The sequence below is a fragment of the Bradyrhizobium sp. GW821-FHT12B03 genome (genome assembly GCF_058807535.1).
The window spans coordinates 1-18,681 of sequence record NZ_JBXAQU010000031.1 but is presented as its reverse complement, the minus strand read 5'-3'; the positions used below and the strand labels follow the sequence as shown (position 1 = coordinate 18,681).

The 18,681-nt window shown below is 65.5% G+C and carries 17 protein-coding genes; 5 read left to right on the top strand and 12 right to left on the bottom strand.

The genetic code is table 11. From position 1 onward, the window contains the following. Positions 1–143 precede the first annotated feature (143 nt). A complete protein-coding gene (locus AC1RUR_RS36420; RefSeq protein WP_492852959.1) occupies positions 144–2,243 on the top strand; it encodes a S9 family peptidase in 2,100 nt (699 codons plus the stop codon). 104 nt (positions 2,244–2,347) lie between these two features. Here AC1RUR_RS36420 and AC1RUR_RS36415 read toward each other — a convergent pair whose 3' ends face one another. From AC1RUR_RS36415 to AC1RUR_RS36395, 5 genes are read right to left on the bottom strand one after another with little or no spacing between them, the layout of a single operon-like run. Next, entirely contained in the window at positions 2,348–3,067 is a 720-nt protein-coding gene (locus tag AC1RUR_RS36415) for a ribonuclease activity regulator RraA (protein ID WP_492852958.1), read from the bottom strand. 9 nt (positions 3,068–3,076) lie between these two features. Next, positions 3,077–4,813, bottom strand: a complete 1,737-nt coding sequence (gene araD, locus AC1RUR_RS36410) for an L-arabinonate dehydratase (RefSeq protein WP_492852957.1) — start codon at positions 4,811–4,813, stop codon at positions 3,077–3,079. Beyond that, complete coding sequence (locus tag AC1RUR_RS36405; protein WP_492852956.1) at positions 4,810–5,673, bottom strand: ABC transporter permease; 864 nt, start codon at positions 5,671–5,673, stop codon at positions 4,810–4,812. The genes araD and AC1RUR_RS36405 overlap by 4 nt, the downstream gene beginning before the upstream one ends. Positions 5,674–5,685: 12 nt before the next feature. Next, complete coding sequence (locus AC1RUR_RS36400) at positions 5,686–6,447, bottom strand: ABC transporter ATP-binding protein (RefSeq protein WP_492852955.1); 762 nt, start codon at positions 6,445–6,447, stop codon at positions 5,686–5,688. Further along, complete coding sequence (locus AC1RUR_RS36395; protein ID WP_492852954.1) at positions 6,447–7,466, bottom strand: ABC transporter substrate-binding protein; 1,020 nt, start codon at positions 7,464–7,466, stop codon at positions 6,447–6,449. Before AC1RUR_RS36395 ends, AC1RUR_RS36400 begins: the two co-directional genes overlap by 1 nt. 91 nt (positions 7,467–7,557) lie before the next feature. Here AC1RUR_RS36395 and AC1RUR_RS36390 point away from each other — a divergent pair, with 91 nt between their 5' ends. Continuing rightward, on the top strand, positions 7,558–8,262 hold the full coding sequence (locus AC1RUR_RS36390; RefSeq protein ID WP_492852953.1) for a GntR family transcriptional regulator: 705 nt from the start codon (positions 7,558–7,560) through the stop codon (positions 8,260–8,262). Between the two features lie 4 nt (positions 8,263–8,266). Here the strand turns inward: AC1RUR_RS36390 and AC1RUR_RS36385 are convergent, their stop codons facing one another. Further along, entirely contained in the window at positions 8,267–10,447 is a 2,181-nt protein-coding gene (locus AC1RUR_RS36385; protein WP_492852952.1) for a HAMP domain-containing methyl-accepting chemotaxis protein, read from the bottom strand. A gap of 386 nt (positions 10,448–10,833) precedes the next feature. Between AC1RUR_RS36385 and AC1RUR_RS36380 the strand changes: the two genes are divergently transcribed. Both AC1RUR_RS36380 and AC1RUR_RS36375 read left to right on the top strand, forming a co-directional pair. After that, entirely contained in the window at positions 10,834–11,253 is a 420-nt protein-coding gene (locus AC1RUR_RS36380) for a response regulator (protein WP_492852951.1), read from the top strand. After that, a complete protein-coding gene (locus AC1RUR_RS36375) occupies positions 11,231–14,827 on the top strand; it encodes a PAS domain S-box protein (protein ID WP_492852950.1) in 3,597 nt (1,198 codons plus the stop codon). The genes AC1RUR_RS36380 and AC1RUR_RS36375 overlap by 23 nt, the downstream gene beginning before the upstream one ends. A gap of 163 nt (positions 14,828–14,990) precedes the next feature. Here the strand turns inward: AC1RUR_RS36375 and AC1RUR_RS36370 are convergent, their stop codons facing one another. Beyond that, the gene (locus tag AC1RUR_RS36370; RefSeq protein WP_092192010.1) at positions 14,991–15,626 is read right to left on the bottom strand and encodes a response regulator transcription factor; all 636 of its coding nucleotides are present in this window, start codon (positions 15,624–15,626) and stop codon (positions 14,991–14,993) included. A 166-nt stretch (positions 15,627–15,792) separates the two neighbouring features. On the opposite strand from AC1RUR_RS36370, the gene AC1RUR_RS36365 reads away from it, so the two are divergent. Next, positions 15,793–16,098: a hypothetical protein gene (locus AC1RUR_RS36365; RefSeq protein ID WP_492852949.1), complete on the top strand. Its 306-nt coding sequence runs from the start codon at positions 15,793–15,795 to the stop codon at positions 16,096–16,098. 52 nt (positions 16,099–16,150) lie between these two features. On the opposite strand, the gene AC1RUR_RS36360 is transcribed toward AC1RUR_RS36365, so the two are convergent. From AC1RUR_RS36360 to AC1RUR_RS36340, 5 genes are all read right to left on the bottom strand, one after another. Further along, positions 16,151–16,654, bottom strand: a complete 504-nt coding sequence (locus AC1RUR_RS36360; RefSeq protein ID WP_492852948.1) for a response regulator — start codon at positions 16,652–16,654, stop codon at positions 16,151–16,153. A gap of 138 nt (positions 16,655–16,792) precedes the next feature. Continuing rightward, positions 16,793–17,110 carry a PilZ domain-containing protein gene (locus AC1RUR_RS36355; RefSeq protein WP_492852947.1) on the bottom strand — a complete coding sequence of 106 codons (318 nt, stop codon included), beginning with the start codon at positions 17,108–17,110 and terminating at the stop codon, positions 16,793–16,795. A gap of 2 nt (positions 17,111–17,112) precedes the next feature. Further along, complete coding sequence (locus tag AC1RUR_RS36350; protein ID WP_492852946.1) at positions 17,113–17,994, bottom strand: CheR family methyltransferase; 882 nt, start codon at positions 17,992–17,994, stop codon at positions 17,113–17,115. Between the two features lie 60 nt (positions 17,995–18,054). After that, positions 18,055–18,441, bottom strand: a complete 387-nt coding sequence (locus AC1RUR_RS36345; protein ID WP_028143851.1) for a response regulator — start codon at positions 18,439–18,441, stop codon at positions 18,055–18,057. A gap of 33 nt (positions 18,442–18,474) precedes the next feature. Then, positions 18,475–18,681, bottom strand: a 207-nt coding sequence (locus AC1RUR_RS36340; RefSeq protein WP_492852945.1) for a chemotaxis protein CheW, incomplete at its 5' end; no start/stop codon positions are given.

Genomic DNA, 18,681 nt, shown 5'->3' with positions numbered 1-18,681 from the left:
GTGAGAGGGCTGGGGTGAGGGCCTCTCTCCACACGCGAGATGGTCGAGGGACCTGTACCCCGTCACCAGCCGCTTCGCGGCGACCTCTCCCCGCAAGCGGGGCGAGGTTAAGACAAGACGATGCGCTGACGAACGAGGACCGAGTGACACAAGCCAAGACACCTTCCCAGCCCCCCGTCGCCCCGCGCCGGCCGCATTCCTTCACGCATCACGGCATCACCGTCACCGACGATTATGCCTGGCTGAAGGACGAGAAATGGCAGGAGGTGCTGCGCGACCCCGGGGTGCTCGATCCCGACATCCGCAAATATCTCGATGAGGAGAACGGCTACACCGAGAGCCTGCTCGGCCACACCGCGGCGCTCCAGAAGACGCTGGTGCGCGAGATGCGCGGGCGGATCAAGGAGGACGATTCCAGCGTGCCGTCGCCGGACGGGCCGTTCGCATACTTCCGCAGGTTTCGCGAGGGCGGGCAGCACGAGCTGTTCGGCCGCATGCCGCGCGATGGCGGCGAGGGCCAGATCGTGCTCGACGGCGACGCGCTCGCCAAGGACCACAAATACTTCAAGTTCGGCGGCAGCCGGCACTCGAACGATCACAAGCTGCAAGCCTGGAGCGCCGACACCAAGGGCTCCGAATATTTCTCGATCCGCGTCCGCGACTGGGCGACGGGGCAGGATCTCGACGACCTCGTCGAGGAGACCGACGGCGGCGTGGTCTGGGCTGCGGATGCAAACTCCTTCTTCTATGTGAAGCTCGACGACAATCACCGGCCGATGCAGGTGTGGCGGCACCGGCTCGGGACGAAACAGGCCGACGACACGCTGGTCTATGAGGAGCAGGATTCCGGCTGGTTCACCCATCTGCACGAGAGCACCAGCGGCCGCTTCTGCGTGATCGCAGGCGGCGATCACGAAACCTCCGAGCAGCGGCTGATCGATCTCGCCAACCCTGAGGCACCGCCACGCCTGGTCGCGGCGCGCGAGGAAGGCGTGCAATATTCGCTGGCCGACCGCGGCGACGAGCTCTTCATCCTCACCAATGCCGACGACGCCATCGACTTCAAGATCGTCACCGCGCCGCTTCTCTCGCCCGAGCGCAAGAACTGGCGCGATTTGATTCCGTACCGGCCGGGCATCTACATCATCGACCTCGATCTCTATGCCGGCCATCTGGTGCGGCTGGAGCGCGCCAACGCGCTGCCGTCGATCGTGATCCGCGATCTCGCAACGAAGGACGAGCACGCCATCGCCTTCGACGAGGCGGCCTATTCGCTCGATACGATGGGCTCCTACGAGTTCGAGACGACGAATTTGCGCTTGGCCTATTCGTCGATGACGACGCCGTCGGAAGTCTACGACTACGACATGGCGAAGCGGACGCGGACCCTGCGCAAGCGGCAGGAGATCCCGTCCGGCCACAATGCGGCCGACTACGTCACCACGCGCATCATGGCCAAGTCCCATGACGGCGCCGAGGTGCCGGTCTCGATCCTGTATCGGCGCGGGCTCAAGCTCGACGGCTCGGCGCCGCTGCTGCTCTACGGCTACGGCTCCTACGGCATGGCGATGCCGGCCTCGTTCAACGCCAACCGCCTGTCGCTGGTCGATCGCGGCTTCGTCTACGCCATCGCCCATATCCGCGGCGGCGCCGACAAGGGCTGGGGCTGGTATCTCGACGGCAAGCGCGAGAAGAAGACGAACTCGTTCGACGATTTCGCCGCCAGCGCCCGCGCGCTGATCGCGGCAAGATACACCAGCGCAAAGCGCATCGTCGGCCATGGCGGCTCGGCCGGCGGCATGCTGATGGGCGCGGTGGCGAACCGCGCCGGCGAATTGTTCGCCGGCATCGTCGCCGAAGTGCCGTTCGTCGACGTGCTCAACACCATGCTCGACGACACGCTGCCGCTGACGCCGCCGGAATGGCCGGAATGGGGCAATCCGATCGAGAGCGAGAAGGATTTCCGCACCATCCTGTCCTACTCGCCCTACGACAATGTCGCGGCGAAGGACTATCCCGCAATCCTGGCAATGGGCGGGCTGACCGATCCGCGGGTCACTTACTGGGAGCCCGCCAAATGGATCGCGCGCCTGCGCGCCACCATGAGCGGCGGCGGTCCGGTCTTGCTGCGTACCAACATGGGCGCCGGCCATGGCGGCGCCTCCGGGCGCTTCGATCGGCTGGATGAAGTCGCGATCGTCTATGCGTTCGCGCTGTGGGCGGCGGGAATGGCGGAGGCCTGACCTTGTAGCCCGGATGGAGCGAAGCGAAATCCGGGGTTCGTGCAGGCGAAGACCGTCCCGGATTACGCTTCGCTCCATCCGGGCTACGGGAGCGCGTTGCTGCGCTATCTTCCGTTCTTCTTCCGCCATCCCGCGAAATCGGTGAGCGTCTGCGGATCGGTGGCAGGATAGAGGCCGAAGATGCCGCGGCCCTTGCCGACTTCCTCGGTGACGAAGTCCTCGAACGCGGTCATCTCGAAGGTTTCGTTGGCAATCTCGTCGGCGAGATGCGCGGGGATCACGATGACGCCGTCGGCATCGCCGAGGACGACGTCGCCGGGAAACACCGGCGCATCGCCGCAGCCGATCGGGACGTTGATCTCGATCGCCTGGTGCAGCGTGAGGTTGGTCGGCGCCGAGGGGCGGTGATGGTAGGCGGGGATGCCGAGCTTGGCGATCTCCGCGGAGTCGCGAAAGCCGCCATCGGTGACGACGCCGGCAACACCACGCTTCATCAATCGCGTCACCAGGATTGCACCGGCCGATGCTGCGCGCGCGTCCTTGCGGCTGTCCATCACCAGCACGCTGCCTGCCGGGCAATCCTCGACCGCCTTGCGCTGCGGATGCGAGCGGTCCTTGAACACGTCGATGGTGTTGAGATCCTCGCGCGCCGGCATGTAGCGCAGCGTGAAGGCCTCGCCGACCATGGTCGGCTTGTCGGCGCCGAGCGGATGCACGTCCTGGATCATCTGGATGCGCAGGCCGCGCTTGAACAAAGCGGTGGCGACCGTGGCGGTGGAGACGGATTTGAGCTTGTTGCGGGTGGCTTCGCTGAGTTTTGACATGTGCGTCCTTTAGTAGATCGACGGCTCGCCGATCGGCGCGCCGAAATCGGTCTCGAGGAAATCGAAGTCGCAGCCGTCATTGGCCTGCTTGATGTGCTTGGTGAACATCCAGCCATAGCCGCGCTCGAAGCGGCGCTCGGGTTGTTTCCAGGCGGCGCGGCGCTTGTCGAGCTCGGCTTCCGGAACGTCGAGATTGATGGTGCGGGCGGCGACGTCGAGCGTGATGCGATCGCCATTCTGCACCAGGGCGAGCGGGCCGCCGATGTAGGATTCGGGCGAAACGTGCAGGATGCAGGCGCCGTAGCTGGTGCCGCTCATGCGCGCGTCCGAGATGCGCACCATGTCGCGCACGCCCTGCTTCACGAGCTTGGTCGGGATCGGCAGCATGCCCCATTCCGGCATGCCCGGCCCGCCCTGTGGCCCGGCATTGCGCAGGATCAGGATGTGGTCCTCCGTAACGTCGAGATCGGGATCGTCGACCGCCTTCTTCATCGAAGGATAATCGTCGAACACCAGCGCAGGTCCGGTGTGCTTGAGGAAGCGCGGGGCGCAGGCGCTCGGCTTGATGACACAGCCGTCGGGCGCGAGATTGCCCTTGAGCACGGCAAGCGCGCCCTCCTTGTAGATGGGATTGTCGACCGAACGGATCACGTCGTCATTGTGAACCTCGACGCCCTCGATGTTCTCACCCACGGTCTTGCCCGTGACCGTAACGCAATCGAGATGCAGATGCTGCTTGATCTCGCCCATCAGCGCCGGCAGGCCGCCGGCATAGAAGAAGTCCTCCATCAGATAGGCATCGCCACTCGGCCGGACGTTGGCGATCACGGGCACCTTGCGGCTGGCGATCTCGAAATCGTCGAGCCCGATGTCCTGGCCGGCGCGACGCGCCTGCGCGATCAGATGGATGATCGCATTGGTCGAGCAGCCCATCGCCATCGCAACCGCGATCGCGTTCTCGAACGCTTTGCGGGTCTGGATCGCCTTCGGCGTCAGATCCTCCCACACCATCTCGACGATGCGGCGGCCACATTCGCTGGCCATGCGGATGTGGTTGGCATCGGCCGCCGGAATCGAGGAGGCGCCCGGCAGCGTCATGCCGATCGCCTCGGCGATCGCGGTCATGGTCGAGGCCGTGCCCATGGTCATGCAGGTGCCGTAGCTGCGGGCGATGCCGGCTTCGATGTCGAGCCAGTCCTTCTCGGAAATTTTCCCGGCGCGCCGCTCGTCCCAGTATTTCCAGCCGTCCGAGCCCGAGCCCAGCGTCTTGCCCTTCCAATTGCCGCGCAGCATCGGGCCGGCCGGCAGATAGATCGCCGGGATGTTCATCGAGGTCGCACCCAGCAGCAGCGCCGGCGTGGTCTTGTCGCAGCCGCCCATCAGCACCACGCCGTCGACGGGATGGCTGCGCAAGAGCTCCTCGGCGTCCATCGCCAGCAGATTGCGGTAGAGCATCGTGGTCGGCTTCAGCAGCGATTCCGACAGCGACAGTGCCGGCAATTCCAGCGGCAGGCCGCCGGCCATCAGGATGCCGCGCTTGACGTCGTCGACGCGCGACTTGAAGTGCATGTGGCAGGGCTGCGCGTCCGACCAGGTGTTGAGGATCGCGATGATCGGGCGGTCCTTCCACTCCTCCGGCGCGTAGCCCATCTGCATGGTGCGGGAGCGGTGGCCGAACGAGCGAAGATCGTCGGGCGCGAACCAGCGCGCGCTGCGGAGCTGGTCGGGTGTTTTCTTCTTGGTCATGATTGGGTGCCCCATTTCTGGACCGTGTTCCGCTCGATGGCGCGGAAGATCAGGTTCTCGACAAAAAGCCCGATGATAATCACCGTCAAGAGGCCTGCGAAGACGGCGGGTATGTCGAGAAGGTTGCGGTTCTCGAAGATGAACCAGCCAAGGCCGCCCTGCCCTGAGGACACGCCGAACACCAGCTCGGCCGCGATCAGGGTGCGCCATGCAAAGGCCCAGCCGATCTTCAGGCCGGTGAGGATCGAGCCGAAGGCGGCCGGGATCAGGATCTTCGCGACATAAGGCAGCCCGCGCAGGCCGTAATTGCGGCCGACCATGCGCAGCGTGTTGGAGACGCTCTTGAAGCCGGAATGGGTGTTGAGCGCTACCGGCCACAACACCGAATGGATCAGCACGAACACGAGGCTGCCATTGCCGAGGCCAAACCAGATCAGCGCCAGCGGCAACAGCGCGATCGCCGGCAGCGGATTGAACATCGCCGTGACCGTCTCGAGGAAATCGGTGCCGATGCGGGTGGAGATGGCGAGGATCGTGAAGATCGCGGCGAGCGCGATTCCCGCCGAATAGCCCATGAACAACACCTTCAGCGAGGCCCAGGCGCGCAGCGGGATGGTGCCGTCCTTCACGCGATCGACCATCGTCAGGACGGTGTCGTGCAGCGTCGGGAACAGCAGGGGATTGTCGAGGGCAACACCGTAAGCCTCCCAGACCGCCGCCAGGAACAGGATGATGACGGTCTTGCGGACGAAGCCGTCGTTCCACAACATTTCAGGTACGCTCAACTTGCGCTCGACCTCGCCTGCGCCGGTGGAGCCGGCGACCGGCGCGTCACGCAGCAGAATTCTCGCTTCGCCCATGTCGAGGCTCCCTCAATGCGACGTGGCTTCGGCCGCAAACAGGAGATCGTGGATCTCCTTCTCCAGCCGGCCGGCGCTGCCGTCCTCGTTCGAGACCTTGTCGACATCGACCACCTCGGCCTTGACCCGGCCGGGATGCGGCGACAGCAGCAGGATGCGGTTGCCGATGCGGATCGCCTCCGCGATCGAATGGGTCACGAACAGCACGGTGAACCTAGTCTCGCTCCAGAGCTGGAGCAGTTCGTCCTGGCAGGTCCGGCGCGTCAGCGCGTCGAGCGCCGCGAACGGCTCATCCATCAGCAGGATGTCCGGCTCCATCGCCATGCCGCGCGCGATCGCGACGCGCTGCTTCATGCCGCCGGAGAGCGTGTGCGGATAGGCGTCGACGACCCGGGTCAGGCCGACCTTCTCGATATAGGCCCGCGCCCGCTCTTCAGCCTGCTTGCGGGGCAGCTTTCGCGCGGTGAGCAGCGGAAACATCACGTTGGCGAGCACGGACTTCCACGGCAGCAGCTGGTCGAATTCCTGGAAGATCATCATGCGGTCGGCGCCCGGGCCGTGGATTTCGCGACCGTTGATGCTCATGCGGCCTTCGCTCGGGCTCATGTAACCGCCGACGGCCTTGAGCAGGGTGGACTTGCCGCAGCCGGACGGCCCGAGCAGCACGAAGCGGTCGGACCTGTCGACGGTGAAGCTCACCCTCTCGGTGGCGGTGACGACGGCGCTGGAGGTCTTGTAGCGCAGCGTCACGGAGCTGACATCGAGCAGCGCCATCAATTGCCCTTCAGATCGTGGGCGACGGGGAGATAGTAATCCGTCCAGGCTTTCGGCTGGTTCTTCAGCGTGCCGGTCTTGAACAGATGCGCCGCGAACTTCATCGTGCCCTGCGGCTCGAGATTCCACTCCATCATGCCGGGCTCCTTGAGGAGATCGAGCAGTTCCTCCACCGAGGTCTTGTCGCCGGTGATCTCCTTGTAGATCTCGACCGCCTGTTTGGTGTCGCTGCGGATCAGGTCCTGCGCTTCCTTGGTCGCGTCACGCACCGCCTGGATGATTTTGGGATTGGCGTCGGCGAATTTGGTCGTGGTGAAGAATTGCGCCTGGCTGAGCGGGCCGCCCATCACGTCGGGCGACGACAGCACGACATGCGCGCCCGGCACGTTCTTCAGCTCCAGGAAGGTGAACGGCGGGATCGAGAAGTGGGTGTGCACCTCGTGCTTGGGATTGGCGAGCGCCGCATAGGCGTCGGGATGACCGAGTTGCACGGTGTTGACATCCAGCTTCGACCATTGATCGGCGCCGAAGGCCTCGGCGGCCGCGATCTGAAGCACGATCGCCTGGGTCGAGACCTTCACCGTCGGCACCGCGATCTTGTCGTTCGGGCCGAAATCCCTGATCGACTTGATGTTGGCGTCGCGGCTGATCAGCGTCATTGGCTGCGCCGAGGTCGCGACGATGCCCTTCACGCCGCCACGGGTGCGATCCCACAGCAAGAGAAGGTTGCCGGTGCCGGTGTTGAGAATGTCGACGCCGCCCGCGAGCAGCGCGTCGGTCTGCGCGCCGCCGCCGGAGAAGGTGACCCATTTGGTGGTGACGCCTGATACGCCGAGAGCGGCCGCGTGCTTCTCGATCAGCTTCTGCTTCTCCATGATGTGGCTCGGCATGTAGAAAATGCCGGGCTGGCGCGACAGCGAGATCTCGGATTTCTGCTGGGCGTGCGCCGCGGATGCCGACAGGGCGGCTGCGGCGAACAGGGCGGCAGCCGCAAGCTTGCTACGAAGATGCTTGATCATTGTTGTGTGTTTCCTCCGGGTAAGCGTCGCGCTGCGTTGACCCTGCTGATGCACTAATATATTAGTGCACCAAAGGCAAGCGGGACCCGACATGGAAGCAGCCCACTCCGCGCCACGACCCGCCACAAGGCTCGATCGCGCCCGACAGGCCGCGCCGCAGGTGTTCGAGCGGCTGCGCAATGCGATCATCGCCCTGGAATTGCCGCCGGGCGCGCCGCTGTCACGCGCCGAGCTTGCCGGCCAGTTCGGCGTCAGCTCGACGCCGGTACGCGATGCCCTGATGCGGCTGGAGGAAGAGGGCCTGGTCGACGTCTTTCCGCAGCACGCGACCGTGGTCAGCCGGATCGACATCGGCCGCGCCCAGCAGGCGCATTTCCTGCGCCAGGCGCTGGAGCTGGAGATCGTGCGGCTGCTCGCGGAACAGCATGACCAAGCCCTGATCATCCGCCTCGACCACGCGATCACGCTCCAGCAGCAGTTTGCGAAAGCCGGTGAGTTCGAGGCCTTCATGGCCGCCGACAACGACTTCCACGCCCAGCTCTACGCCGCCGCCGGCAAGCAGGATTTGTGGGCGCTGGTGCGCAGCCGCAGCGGGCATATCGACCGGCTGCGCCGGCTGCATTTGCCCTCGCCCGGCAAGGCCCAGAACATCGTGCGCCACCACAGGCTGATCACGCGCGCGATCGAGGCCGGGGACGCCGGTGCCGCGCAACAGCATCTGCGCAAGCATCTGTCGGGCACGCTCAGCGAGCTCGACAAGATCCGGAGCCACCATCCGGAGTATCTGACGGATTAAAGGATCACGCGGCGTTGCGGCGGTTGCGCCGCTCCAGCCCGCGATATTCGGAATTGTCCCTCCTGCGGCGGTCCATCGGGCCGTTGCGCAGCTTGACGAAGAAGGCCTGGACCTCGGCGGCGAGCCGTTCGGCCGCGCCCGAAACGTGGTTCGCGGCCCCCATCACGTCGTCGGCCGAGCGGTTGGTTTCCGCGATGGCGCCGGAAACGGTCCCGATGCTGACAGCGAGCGTCTGCGTCCCGGACGCCGCCATCTGGACATTCTGCGAGATCTCCCGCGTCGCCGCGCCCTGCTGCTCCACGGCGCTGGCAATCGCGGCGGTCACCTCGTCGATCCGGCGCATGGCGGTTGCGACCTCCTTGACGGAGGCGACCGCGCTGCCGGTCGAGTTCTGGATCGCGGCAATGTGCTGGGCGATGTCCTGCGTCGCATTGCGGGTCTGGTCGGCCAGCGCCTTGACCTCGGAGGCCACCACCGCGAAGCCGCGGCCGGCCTCGCCGGCGCGCGCGGCCTCGATGGTGGCGTTGAGCGCCAGGAGGTTGGTCTGGGCCGCAATCGCCTGGATCAGGTCGACCACCGAGCTGATGCTCTGGGCGGCGTGGGCAAGGCCCTCGATCTCGGACTCCGAACGCGCGGTCACCTCGCCTGCCGACTGCACGGTCTTGTTCGACAGCTCGATCTGCCGGCCGATCTCGACGATGGAGCTGGTGAGCTGCTCGGCCGCCGCGGCGACGGTCTGGACGTTGACCGCCGTCTGTTCGGAGGCGGTCGCCGCGGAAGCGGCCTGGCTCGTCGCATGCTGCGCGATGCCGCCGAGGCTCTCCGCGGTCTGCCGCATGGTGCCCGCATTCTCGCCGACCAGCGCGAGCAGGTCGCGCGAGGTCACGCGAAACTCCTCGACCGCGTTCTCCATGTTGCGGTTGGTCGCCTCGCGCGCCTCCGCCTCGCGCGCGAGCCCGGCCGCCGCCTGCTGCTGGGCGATCACATTGTCGCGGAATTTGGCCACTGCCTGCGAGACGATCCCGATCTCGTCACCGCGCTCGGCCGTCCTGAATTCGACACTGGTGTCGCCGCCGGACAGGCGCGCGGAATCGCCCACCAGCTCGACGATCGGCCGGGTGATGGAGCGCGCAACCAGGATCGCAATCGCGGTCCCGAGCGCCAGCCCCGCGGCAAGCAGGATCCATTGCAGCAGGAGCAGTCGCTCGACCTCGGCGGCCACACTGCGGGCGTCCTCGGCGAGCTTGGACTGCTGGTCACTCTTGAGGCCGCCCGAACGCTTGCCCTCGGAATCCTTCCTGCCGTCGAGAAGATCGAGGATTCGGCCCGCGCGCGGAGCAGCCTCGGTGGACAGGATGAAGACCGGCGCGTTCCATTGCGGCGTCTGGCGGATCGCGAAGATCTTCTGCGGCAGCGGCGTAAAGGCCTCGTTCGCCTTGGCGATGGCCCGGTAAGCGGTCGCCTGCCTTTCGGTGAGCAGATCCGCCTGGGTCCCGACGGATGCGAGCGCGGCCCTGAAGGTCGCAAGCGGCTTTTCGAACTTGTCGCGGTCGGCCGCCTGGCCCGAGGCGACGTAGAGCCGCAATTGCGATCCCGAAGCGGCGAGATTGCCGCGCACATCGGCGAAGGTCTTGAGCAGGCGCTTGCGCTGCGGCGTCGCCTCCAGCGCCTCCTCCTCGTCGATCATCGCGGTGATCTCGGCGAACATGGTCGCGATCAGCGGCGCGGCCTCCTTGGCCAGGAGATCGCTCGCCGGATAGGCCGACGGGGTGAAGGCGGCGAGCTCGGCCTTGTCCTGGGCCTGGCGGAATTCCGCGATCAGCGCCCTGGCTTCACTCCAATTGGTCTTGTTCTGCGGGCTGGAAAAGCCCTCCGCCATGCGGTCGACGGCGGCGGCGGTGCGATCGAGATCGGCCCAGACCGCCGCCCGGTCGCGCTTGCCCTGCGCATCGCCGGTCAGCAGGTAGCCGCGCAGCGTCGAGAGCGTGGAGTAGAGATTGCCGACGAGCTCCGTGCTTGCGACCGCGACCGGCGCTCGCAGATTCACGACCGTCTTGATCCGCGACGAGATGTCCGAGATAGCGGCGACGGTGTAGATCACGGTCGCGGCGAGCAGAATGCAGATCAGCGCAAAGCCGCCGAGCAGACGGGTCCGAATTCCCGTGTTCGCAATCGATTTGAACATGAAGGGTCTCGTGCTGATGGTCAGACGGTCGCGGCGTGGTCGGATGCCGGAATGTGAGCAATGAAATGCGCAAAATGCGGGTACCGAAACTGACGTGGATTGTGGTCACTCGCCTTTAACCCATGGTGAAATCCGGGTTCCGTACAACTACGGCGAGAAAAATATCTCCCGTTGTCAAAACGGGTTACGGAATTCGGGGGGCAACATCCCGGCTCCATATGCACGCAAGCGTGCGTACGAACGGCGAGGCCCTTGTGCTCAGGGGGAGTCAACCGCGCCAAGCGCGAGGCGCTTGCGGCGCAGATAGAATCCGCGCAACAATTTCGCATTTACTGCTTTGATTTGCGGTCACTGGAAAGTCCCAGCCGACCCGGAGGATTTCAGACGTGGCCAACATCCTGATCGTGGATGACGACCCGGCCGTGCAGATCACGATCCGGCTGCTTCTGGAGAGGGCCGGTCATCACGTCACCGTCGCCGGCGATGGCCGCAAGGGGCTTGCGCTGTTCGAGGCCAGCCAGTTTGATCTCCTGTTTCTCGACATATTCATGCCCGGCATGGACGGGCTGGAGACGATGCGCCACATCCGGGCACAGCAGCCGGCGATTCCGATCATCGTCATTTCCGGCCGATCGATCACGCCGGATGCGTATGCGGAACCGGATTTCCTGAAGATGGCGACCAAGCTCGGCGCAGTGGCGAGCCTTCAGAAGCCGTTCCGGGCAGATGCGCTGCTCGCCGCGGTCGATGGCTGCCTCGACGCGGGCAAGCCGGGGGGTCCTGATGTCAGCACCGGCCGTCGATGACGAGGGGGCCCCCTCTGCTTCAGGCCAGACCAGGCGCGGTCCTCCGGGAACCCTTGCGACTATTCCCATGACGCTCGCAACGCGGCTGGCCATCGCGATGATCCTGCTGGTGGCGGTGACCGTGACCGCGGTCGGTTGGCTGGGCTATCGCAACATCACGCAGGCCGTCATTCCGCGGGTCCTGGAACGGGTCGAAGCCCAGTCACGCCTGCTGGCCACCAATCTCGAATTCTACGTTGCCGGCGTTCGTGGCGATTTGGTCGGCTATCGCTCAGCCGCGGCCATCAATGGCCTGATCCGCGCTCATCTCGGCGGAGGAGTTGACGCATCCGACGGCGTTTCGGAGCAAACCTGGCGCGAGCGCATCGCGGCGCGGCTCGCGGCCGAGATCGAGGCCAAACCCAGCTACGGGCAGTTTCGAATCATCGGTCTCGACGACGACCAGCGCGAGCTGGTCCGCGTCGATCGCTCCGGCCCGAACGGAGCGGTACGGATCGTTCCCGACAGCGAACTGGAGCGCAAGAGCGAACGACCCTACTTTCAGGACACGATCCGCCTGGCGCCGGGCGAGATTTATGTTTCGCCCATCGATCTGGCGACCCGCCAGGGCGGGACCACGGCCTTGCACGTTCCGACTCTGCGAGTCGCGACGCCGCTGTTCACGCCGGACGGCAAGCCATTCGGCATCATCATCGCCAATATCGACATGCGTCCGGCACTCGACCGCGTTCGCGCGACCGCGGGCTCGGGAGGAGAGATCTACGTCGTCAATTCGCGCGGCGACTATCTGGTTCATCCCGATCAGACGCGGGAATTCGGCTCATTGCGCGGCCACCCCACCGACTGGCGCAATGATTTTCCATTTTTCTCGGCCCTGGCAGGCACGCCGGGAGTCTCCACGCAGCTGACGACCGATGGATCGGGCCGGCCGAGCGGCGCGGCGATCGCGTCCGTGCTGCTTGCGGGCAAGGAATGGGTCGCAATCATCGTGACCGTTCCCCCGTCCGTCTTCGGCCGCGTGCCGGCCGCCATTCAAAAGACGTCCCTGCTCGTCGGCCTGTTCTCCGTCCTCGCCGCGGCCTTGCTCGCGGTGCTGCTGGCGCGCTCGCTGACGCGACCGATCGGGCGCCTGACCGCGGCCGTGGAGGCCATCGGCAGCGGACGGCCCGCGGACATTCCCGTCGATGCAAGCGGCGAGACCGGCATGCTGGCGCGGGCCTTTGCCCGCATGGTCGAGGAGACGAAGGCAAAGACGTCGGCACTGGAGCACGAGGTCGAGGAGCGGCGTCGCACCGAGACCGCCCGCGATCAGCTCGCCGTCCGCGAAAGCCTGTTCAGCGCGGCGGTCCAGTCCTCCGACGATTCGATCGTCCTGCAAACGCTCGACGGCATCATCATCGGCTGGAACGCGGCAGCCGAACGCCTCTACGGCTACCCGGCCGAGGAAGCGATCGGACGGCCGACGTCGATCCTCCTTCCGCCCGATCGCCGCGAAGAGGGCAAGGACTATCTTCGGCGGATCGCAAGGGGCGAGCGGATCGAACATTTCGAAACCATGCGCCTGCACAAGGATGGCAGGCCGGTCGAAATCTCGGTCAGCCTCTCGCCGATCAGGGGCCCCTCCGGCGAGATCATCGGCGCCTCGGGCTCGGGGCGCAGCCTCACCGAGGCGCGACGGACCGAGCGGGCCCTGCAGCAGCAGCTCGAGGAGCGGCGGCAGCTTTTCGACGCCTCGCAGGACCTGATCATGATCATGGATTCGCGGGGCCATATCGTACAGATCAGCCCGAGCTGCGAGGCCATTCTCGGCTTCCGGCCGGACGAGATGATCGGCCGCAGCGGCGTCGATTTCATCCACCCGGCCCATCTCGAGCAATCGCGCGAGGAGATGCGCGCGCTCCGGCGCGCCGGGCACCCGAAGCTCGCCGACACCCGCTGCTTCCACAAGGACGGACGCGAGGTGTGGCTGTCCTGGCTCGGCAACTGGTCGGATCAGGCCAAGCGCTTCTTCCTGGTCGGGCGCGACATGACCGAGGCAAGGCTCGCGGAGGAGTCCTTGCGCGAAAGCGAGCAGCTCGCGCGCAACATCGTCGAGACCGCGCTCGACGCCTTCGTCCAGACCGACGACCGCAGCACCATCCTGAACTGGAGCTCGCGGGCCGAAGAGCTGTTCGGCTGGCGGCGTGACGAGGCGCTGGGCAAGAATGCGATCGACCTCATCGTCGCCGAGAGCGAGCGCGAGAGGGTCAAGGCAGGTCTCGCGCGCTTCCTCGAGGCCGGAGACGGTCAGACGCTCAATCGCCGCCGCGAGCTGGTCTGCTGCCGCCGCGACGGCAAGGACTTCAAGGCCGAGCTGAGCGTCACGGCGCTGAAGCGCCGCGAGGGCATTCTGTTCAACGTCTTCTACCGCGACCTCACCGACAAGATCGCGTCCGAGGAGCGCATCCGCCATGCCGAGAAGATGGAGGCGGTCGGCCAGCTCACCGGCGGCGTGGCGCACGACTTCAACAACATCCTCACCGTGATCACCGGGACGATCGAGATCCTCAGCGACGCGGTGGCCAAGGAGCCCGAGCTTGCGGCGATCACCAAGATGATCGACGAGGCCGCCGGACGCGGCGCCGAGCTGACCCAGCACCTGCTCGCGTTCGCGCGCAAGCAGCCGCTGCAGCCGCGCGAGATCGACATCAACTCGCTGATCGTCGACACCGCAAAACTGCTGCGGCCGACGCTGGGCGAGCAGATCCAGATCGAATCCGTGTTCGAGGAGGAGAGCTGCGTGGCGATCGTCGATCCCAACCAGCTTACCACGGCGATCCTCAACCTCGCGCTCAACGCCCGCGACGCCATGCCGGGCGGCGGCAAGCTGATCGTGGAGACGGGCGCCGCCTATCTCGACGAGGTCTATGCCAGCGTCAACGACGTCCGCCCCGGCCATTACGTGCTGATCGCCGTGAGCGACACCGGAACCGGCATTCCCGCCAACATGCTGGCCAGGGTGTTCGATCCCTTCTTCACCTCGAAGGGGCCGGGCAAGGGCACCGGACTCGGACTGTCGATGGTCTACGGCTTCATCAAGCAGTCCGCAGGCCACATCAAGATCTACAGCGAGCAAGGCCACGGCACCACGATCAAGATGTACCTGCCGCCCGGCAAGACGGCGACGGCGGTCGGCGACGGCGTCAGCCCCGCGACGATCGAGGGCGGACACGAGACGATCCTGGTGGTCGAGGACGACCGCCTGGTGCGCGACTACGTGCTGGCGCAGCTGCATTCGCTGGGCTACGTCACCTTGCAGGCCGCAAACGCCGCGGAGGCGCTCGCGATCGTCGCCGCCGGAAAACCGTTCGACCTGCTGTTCACCGACGTCATCATGCCCGGCAAGATGAACGGACGGCAGCTCGCCGACGAGCTGATGAAGACGCGCGCCGATCTCAGGGTGGTCTATACGTCAGGCTATACCGAGAACGCGATCATCCATCACGGCCGGCTGGATTCGGGCGTCCTGCTGCTCGCAAAGCCCTATCGCAAGTCGGATCTGGCGCGGATCATCCGCAAGGCGCTGAGCGGATAGCGCGCCGCACTCGTGTCCCGGACAAGGCGCAGCGTGCAGCGCTGCGACGCAGAGCCGGGACCCAGAGCTTCTTGCTGTCACTGACGAGAGATGGACCCCGGCTCGGCAGCGCATCATTGCATGATGCGCTGCGTCCGGGGCACGAGCGAGGAGAACCGGTCGCCTACGACGCGCGCTGGGCCGCGGTCATCACGATCCGGATCAGGTCGGCGGCATTGCGCGCACCGAGCTTCTTCATGATGTTGGCGCGGTGATCCTCGATGGTGCGCGGGCTGATGCCGAGGGTGCGGCCGGCTTCCTTGTTGGACGCACCGGCGGCGAACTGCTCCAGCACCTCGCGCTCACGCCGCGTCAACGGCTCGCGTCCGGGGAAGTGCAGCGAGCCGAATTTCGGCGCTGCGTTCTCCGCCTGCCTGCGGGCATAGGCGCCGATGGCCTCGTCGAGCCGGCCGACGATCTCGCTGCCGCGGAACGGCTTCTCGATGAAGTCGAGCGCGCCGCTCTTGATGGCGCCCACCGCCATCGCGATGTCGCCCTGCCCGGAGATCATGAAGATCGGCGCCGGATAATCCTCGCCGTGCAGCTCCTTCAGAATGTCCAGACCCGACTTTCCGGGAATGTTCACGTCGAGCAGGATCGCAGCCGGTGTGCGGTTCCGCGCGACGGAGAGCAGCGCTGCGCCGTCCGCGAAACAGATCACCTCATAGCCTGCCGCCTTCAACACCATCGACAAGGTGTCGCGAACGGCAGGGTCGTCGTCGACTACGAAGATTTCACCGCGAGAGGTTTGTTCGGCCATGTGCCATGTCCAATTGGCATTAGAGTCCATTCGGCATTGAGGACTCGCGTCCGCGCCAACCGTTATGGCGTTCGGCGCGGATTCGGCCCACCCGTATTTGTACGGGACATAGACTTAACGCACAAGTAGCGGCATGGCGCCTAATTGCGGGAGACGGAGAATATCCATGCTAAATTTGGCCGGCACGCCACCTCTCGTCACGACGCCCGAAGCCGACAGCCGTCAGTTGATCGCGGCCGACCTTCGCTGCCTGATCGCGCAGATCGAGAGCAGCATGCGCCTGATCGACGCAGCCATGATCGACGCAGGCCGGGCGCGGGACGATGACGGCAATCAGGCGGGTTCCGCCGACATTTTCGTGCTCGACGACGTCACGCCGCGTTATGCCACGGCGAGCGCCGCCCTCAACGCCTGCCGGGCAGGCCTTGGCCACGCCCTGCAATATCTGTCGGATTCCGGCAAGGCGGAGTAGGTCGCGATCGGCGCCGCGGCGGCTGCGTCCGATCGCATGGCAGCTCCGCGCGTCAGGTGCGGTGCCGCTCCACGATCGCGTCGGTGGCGACGCCACCCCAGGTATGGATTGCCGGCAGCCCCATCGCGGTCTTGCCGAGGTTGGCGAGGCTGATGCGCAGGGCCGCCAGATCGAGCGGCTTCGGCAGGCTCTGGAGCCCGATCCCGACCGAGCGGGCGAAGCTGCGGGCGGCGCTGCGGCGCTTGCCGTCCATGCCGCTGATGACGATCACGGCACCGGCGAATTTCGCCTCTGCCATTTCGCGCAACACGTCGATGCCGTCGCCATCCTCCAGCACGAGATCGAGCGTCACGCAGTCGAACCGCGCGGCGCGGAGCTTCTCGATCGCTTCCGCCACCGACGGCGCCACGGTGACTTCGTGGCCGGCCTGCTTGGCGGCGACGGTGATCAGGCTGCGCTGGGTGGCGTCGTCATCGACCACCAGGAGCTGAAGCGCACGCCGCTCGGCGACGTCGGGCAGGTTTGACGGGACGGGGGAGAGGGAACTTCTGGGCATTGCCGTATCCTGAGATTGAGACAGGCGATCGATACACGGAGCGCGCTTAGGTGACGTAAAGCCGCTGCGGCAAATTCATTCGGATGTTTCAGCAAATATAAAGCAACGTGGCGGAAAGCGACGGCAGCCGCGCGCCGGTCAGGCTGCCGCGTCGTGGCCGCCGGATGCGCCGCGCTTCTTCCTGTTCTTGCCGCGCAAGAACTGGATGTCCATTTCGGCGCCGTTGACGCGCACCAGCTCGCAGCGGCGATAGGCAAGGCCGGTGGACGACAGCAGCAGGAAGAATTCCTTGAGGTTCAGTCCCTGGATCGAGCCTTCGACCGTGAGGACGGCGTCGGTGTCGGAAATGGCGTTGAGCTTGCAGTCGCGGCGCCAGGTCCCGTCGATGGCCATGATGCAGACATCATAGCCGCGACTGAACGTCACGCGCTCCACACCTTTTCCATCCTCGGCCATGCCTATCGTCCCGCCATCACCGCCATGCGCGGCGGGACGGCGCCGGCGACGCCCGGCTTGGCCGCAGCTGCACGCGGGTCATTCGGCTTGTAGAGGCCGCGCCGTTCCGGAATCGGCCTGAACGTGTCGGTCAGTCCGACCACGGTTTCGGCCGCGCCCAGCACCAGGAAGCCGTCGGGCTCGATCTGGCGCGCCAGGCGGTTGAAGATGTTGATCTTGGTTTCCTGGTCGAAATAGATCAGCACGTTGCGGCAGAAGATGATGTCGAACGTGCCGAGCTGGGCGAAATCGTGCAGCAGGTTGAGCTGGCGGTGCTGGATCATCGCCCGCAATTCGGGATTGATCTGCCAGGTCTCGCCGGTCTGCTTGAAATATTTCATCAGCATCTGGATCGGCAGGCCGCGCTGCACCTCGAACTGGCTGTAGACGCCGGCCTTGGCCTTTTCCAGCACCTCCTGCGACAGGTCGGTCGCAATGATCTCGACGCGCCAGCCGGTGAGGGCCGCACCCATCTCCTTCAGGCACATCGCCAGCGAATAGGGCTCCTGTCCGGTCGAGCCGGCGGCGCACCAGATCCGCACGCTGCGGCGGCCGGCCCGCGCCTTGATGATCTCGGGCATGATGGTTTCGCGGAAATGGTCGAACGGGACCTTGTCACGGAAGAAGAAGGTCTCGTTGGTGGTCATGGCTTCGACCACGTCGGTGATCAGAGCGCGCGAGCCGCCTTGCAGCTTCTGCACGAGCTCGGGGATACCGGAGAGCCCGGCCTTGCGGGCGAGCGGCAGGAGGCGGCTTTCGATCAGATATTGCTTGTCTGCGGACAGGTCGAGACCTGAATTGTCCTTCAGGAACTTGCGCAGATACTCATACTCGGTCGGGGTCACGGATGGCCTCTTCGAAGCTGTACTGGAACACTCTGGCCAAAGCACTTCGGCCAGACACACTCAGACCATGGCTTGTCCGACCGGGATCAAGCCGACTTCAGCGAACTTGTCGGCGATAATGTCTTTGTCGAAGGGCTTCATGATGTACTCGTTGGCGCCGCCGCTGAGCGCCTGGGCGATATGCGCCACGTTGTTCTCGGTGGTGCAGAACACCACCTTGGGCTGGTCGCCGCCGGGCAGGCGGCGCATGTGGCCCATGAATTCGAAGCCATCCATGACCGGCATGTTCCAGTCGAGCAGCACCGCATCGGGCAGTTGCCGCTGGCAGATCTCGAGCGCCTTCGAGCCGTCCTCGGCCTCGGTCACCTGGAATTCGAGGCCCTCCAGGATCCGGCGCGCGATCTTGCGCACCACGCTGGAATCATCGACCACCAAACACGTCTTCATTTTCGGTTCTCCGGCTTCGATGTTTTCGTTGGCTCACGCAGCCATTTGCACTTTGGTTTCCAGCTCGAGGACGCGATCGACGTCGAGGACGACCATGAGCTGGCCGTCGAGACGGTGGACGCCGCCGGCGAGCTTGGCCATGCGGGGGTCGAGGTTGACGGGATTTTCCTCCATGCCGGCCTCGGGCAGGCGCAGCACTTCGCCGATCTGGTCGATCAAGAGGCCGTAGGATTCACCGCG

Excerpts from the sequence above, each read along its gene's own strand:
- AC1RUR_RS36415 (WP_492852958.1), bottom strand. The coding sequence starts at position 3,067 with ATGTCAAAACTCAGCGAAGCCACCCGCAACAAGCTCAAATCCGTCTCC.
- araD (WP_492852957.1), bottom strand. The coding sequence starts at position 4,813 with ATGACCAAGAAGAAAACACCCGACCAGCTCCGCAGCGCGCGCTGGTTC.
- AC1RUR_RS36405 (WP_492852956.1), bottom strand. The coding sequence starts at position 5,673 with ATGGGCGAAGCGAGAATTCTGCTGCGTGACGCGCCGGTCGCCGGCTCC.
- AC1RUR_RS36400 (WP_492852955.1), bottom strand. The coding sequence starts at position 6,447 with ATGGCGCTGCTCGATGTCAGCTCCGTGACGCTGCGCTACAAGACCTCC.
- AC1RUR_RS36395 (WP_492852954.1), bottom strand. The coding sequence starts at position 7,466 with ATGATCAAGCATCTTCGTAGCAAGCTTGCGGCTGCCGCCCTGTTCGCC.
- AC1RUR_RS36390 (WP_492852953.1), top strand. The coding sequence starts at position 7,558 with ATGGAAGCAGCCCACTCCGCGCCACGACCCGCCACAAGGCTCGATCGC.
- AC1RUR_RS36385 (WP_492852952.1), bottom strand. The coding sequence starts at position 10,447 with ATGTTCAAATCGATTGCGAACACGGGAATTCGGACCCGTCTGCTCGGC.
- AC1RUR_RS36375 (WP_492852950.1), top strand. The coding sequence starts at position 11,231 with ATGTCAGCACCGGCCGTCGATGACGAGGGGGCCCCCTCTGCTTCAGGC.
- AC1RUR_RS36370 (WP_092192010.1), bottom strand. The coding sequence starts at position 15,626 with ATGGCCGAACAAACCTCTCGCGGTGAAATCTTCGTAGTCGACGACGAC.
- AC1RUR_RS36365 (WP_492852949.1), top strand. The coding sequence starts at position 15,793 with ATGCTAAATTTGGCCGGCACGCCACCTCTCGTCACGACGCCCGAAGCC.
- AC1RUR_RS36360 (WP_492852948.1), bottom strand. The coding sequence starts at position 16,654 with ATGCCCAGAAGTTCCCTCTCCCCCGTCCCGTCAAACCTGCCCGACGTC.
- AC1RUR_RS36355 (WP_492852947.1), bottom strand. The coding sequence starts at position 17,110 with ATGGCCGAGGATGGAAAAGGTGTGGAGCGCGTGACGTTCAGTCGCGGC.
- AC1RUR_RS36345 (WP_028143851.1), bottom strand. The coding sequence starts at position 18,441 with ATGAAGACGTGTTTGGTGGTCGATGATTCCAGCGTGGTGCGCAAGATC.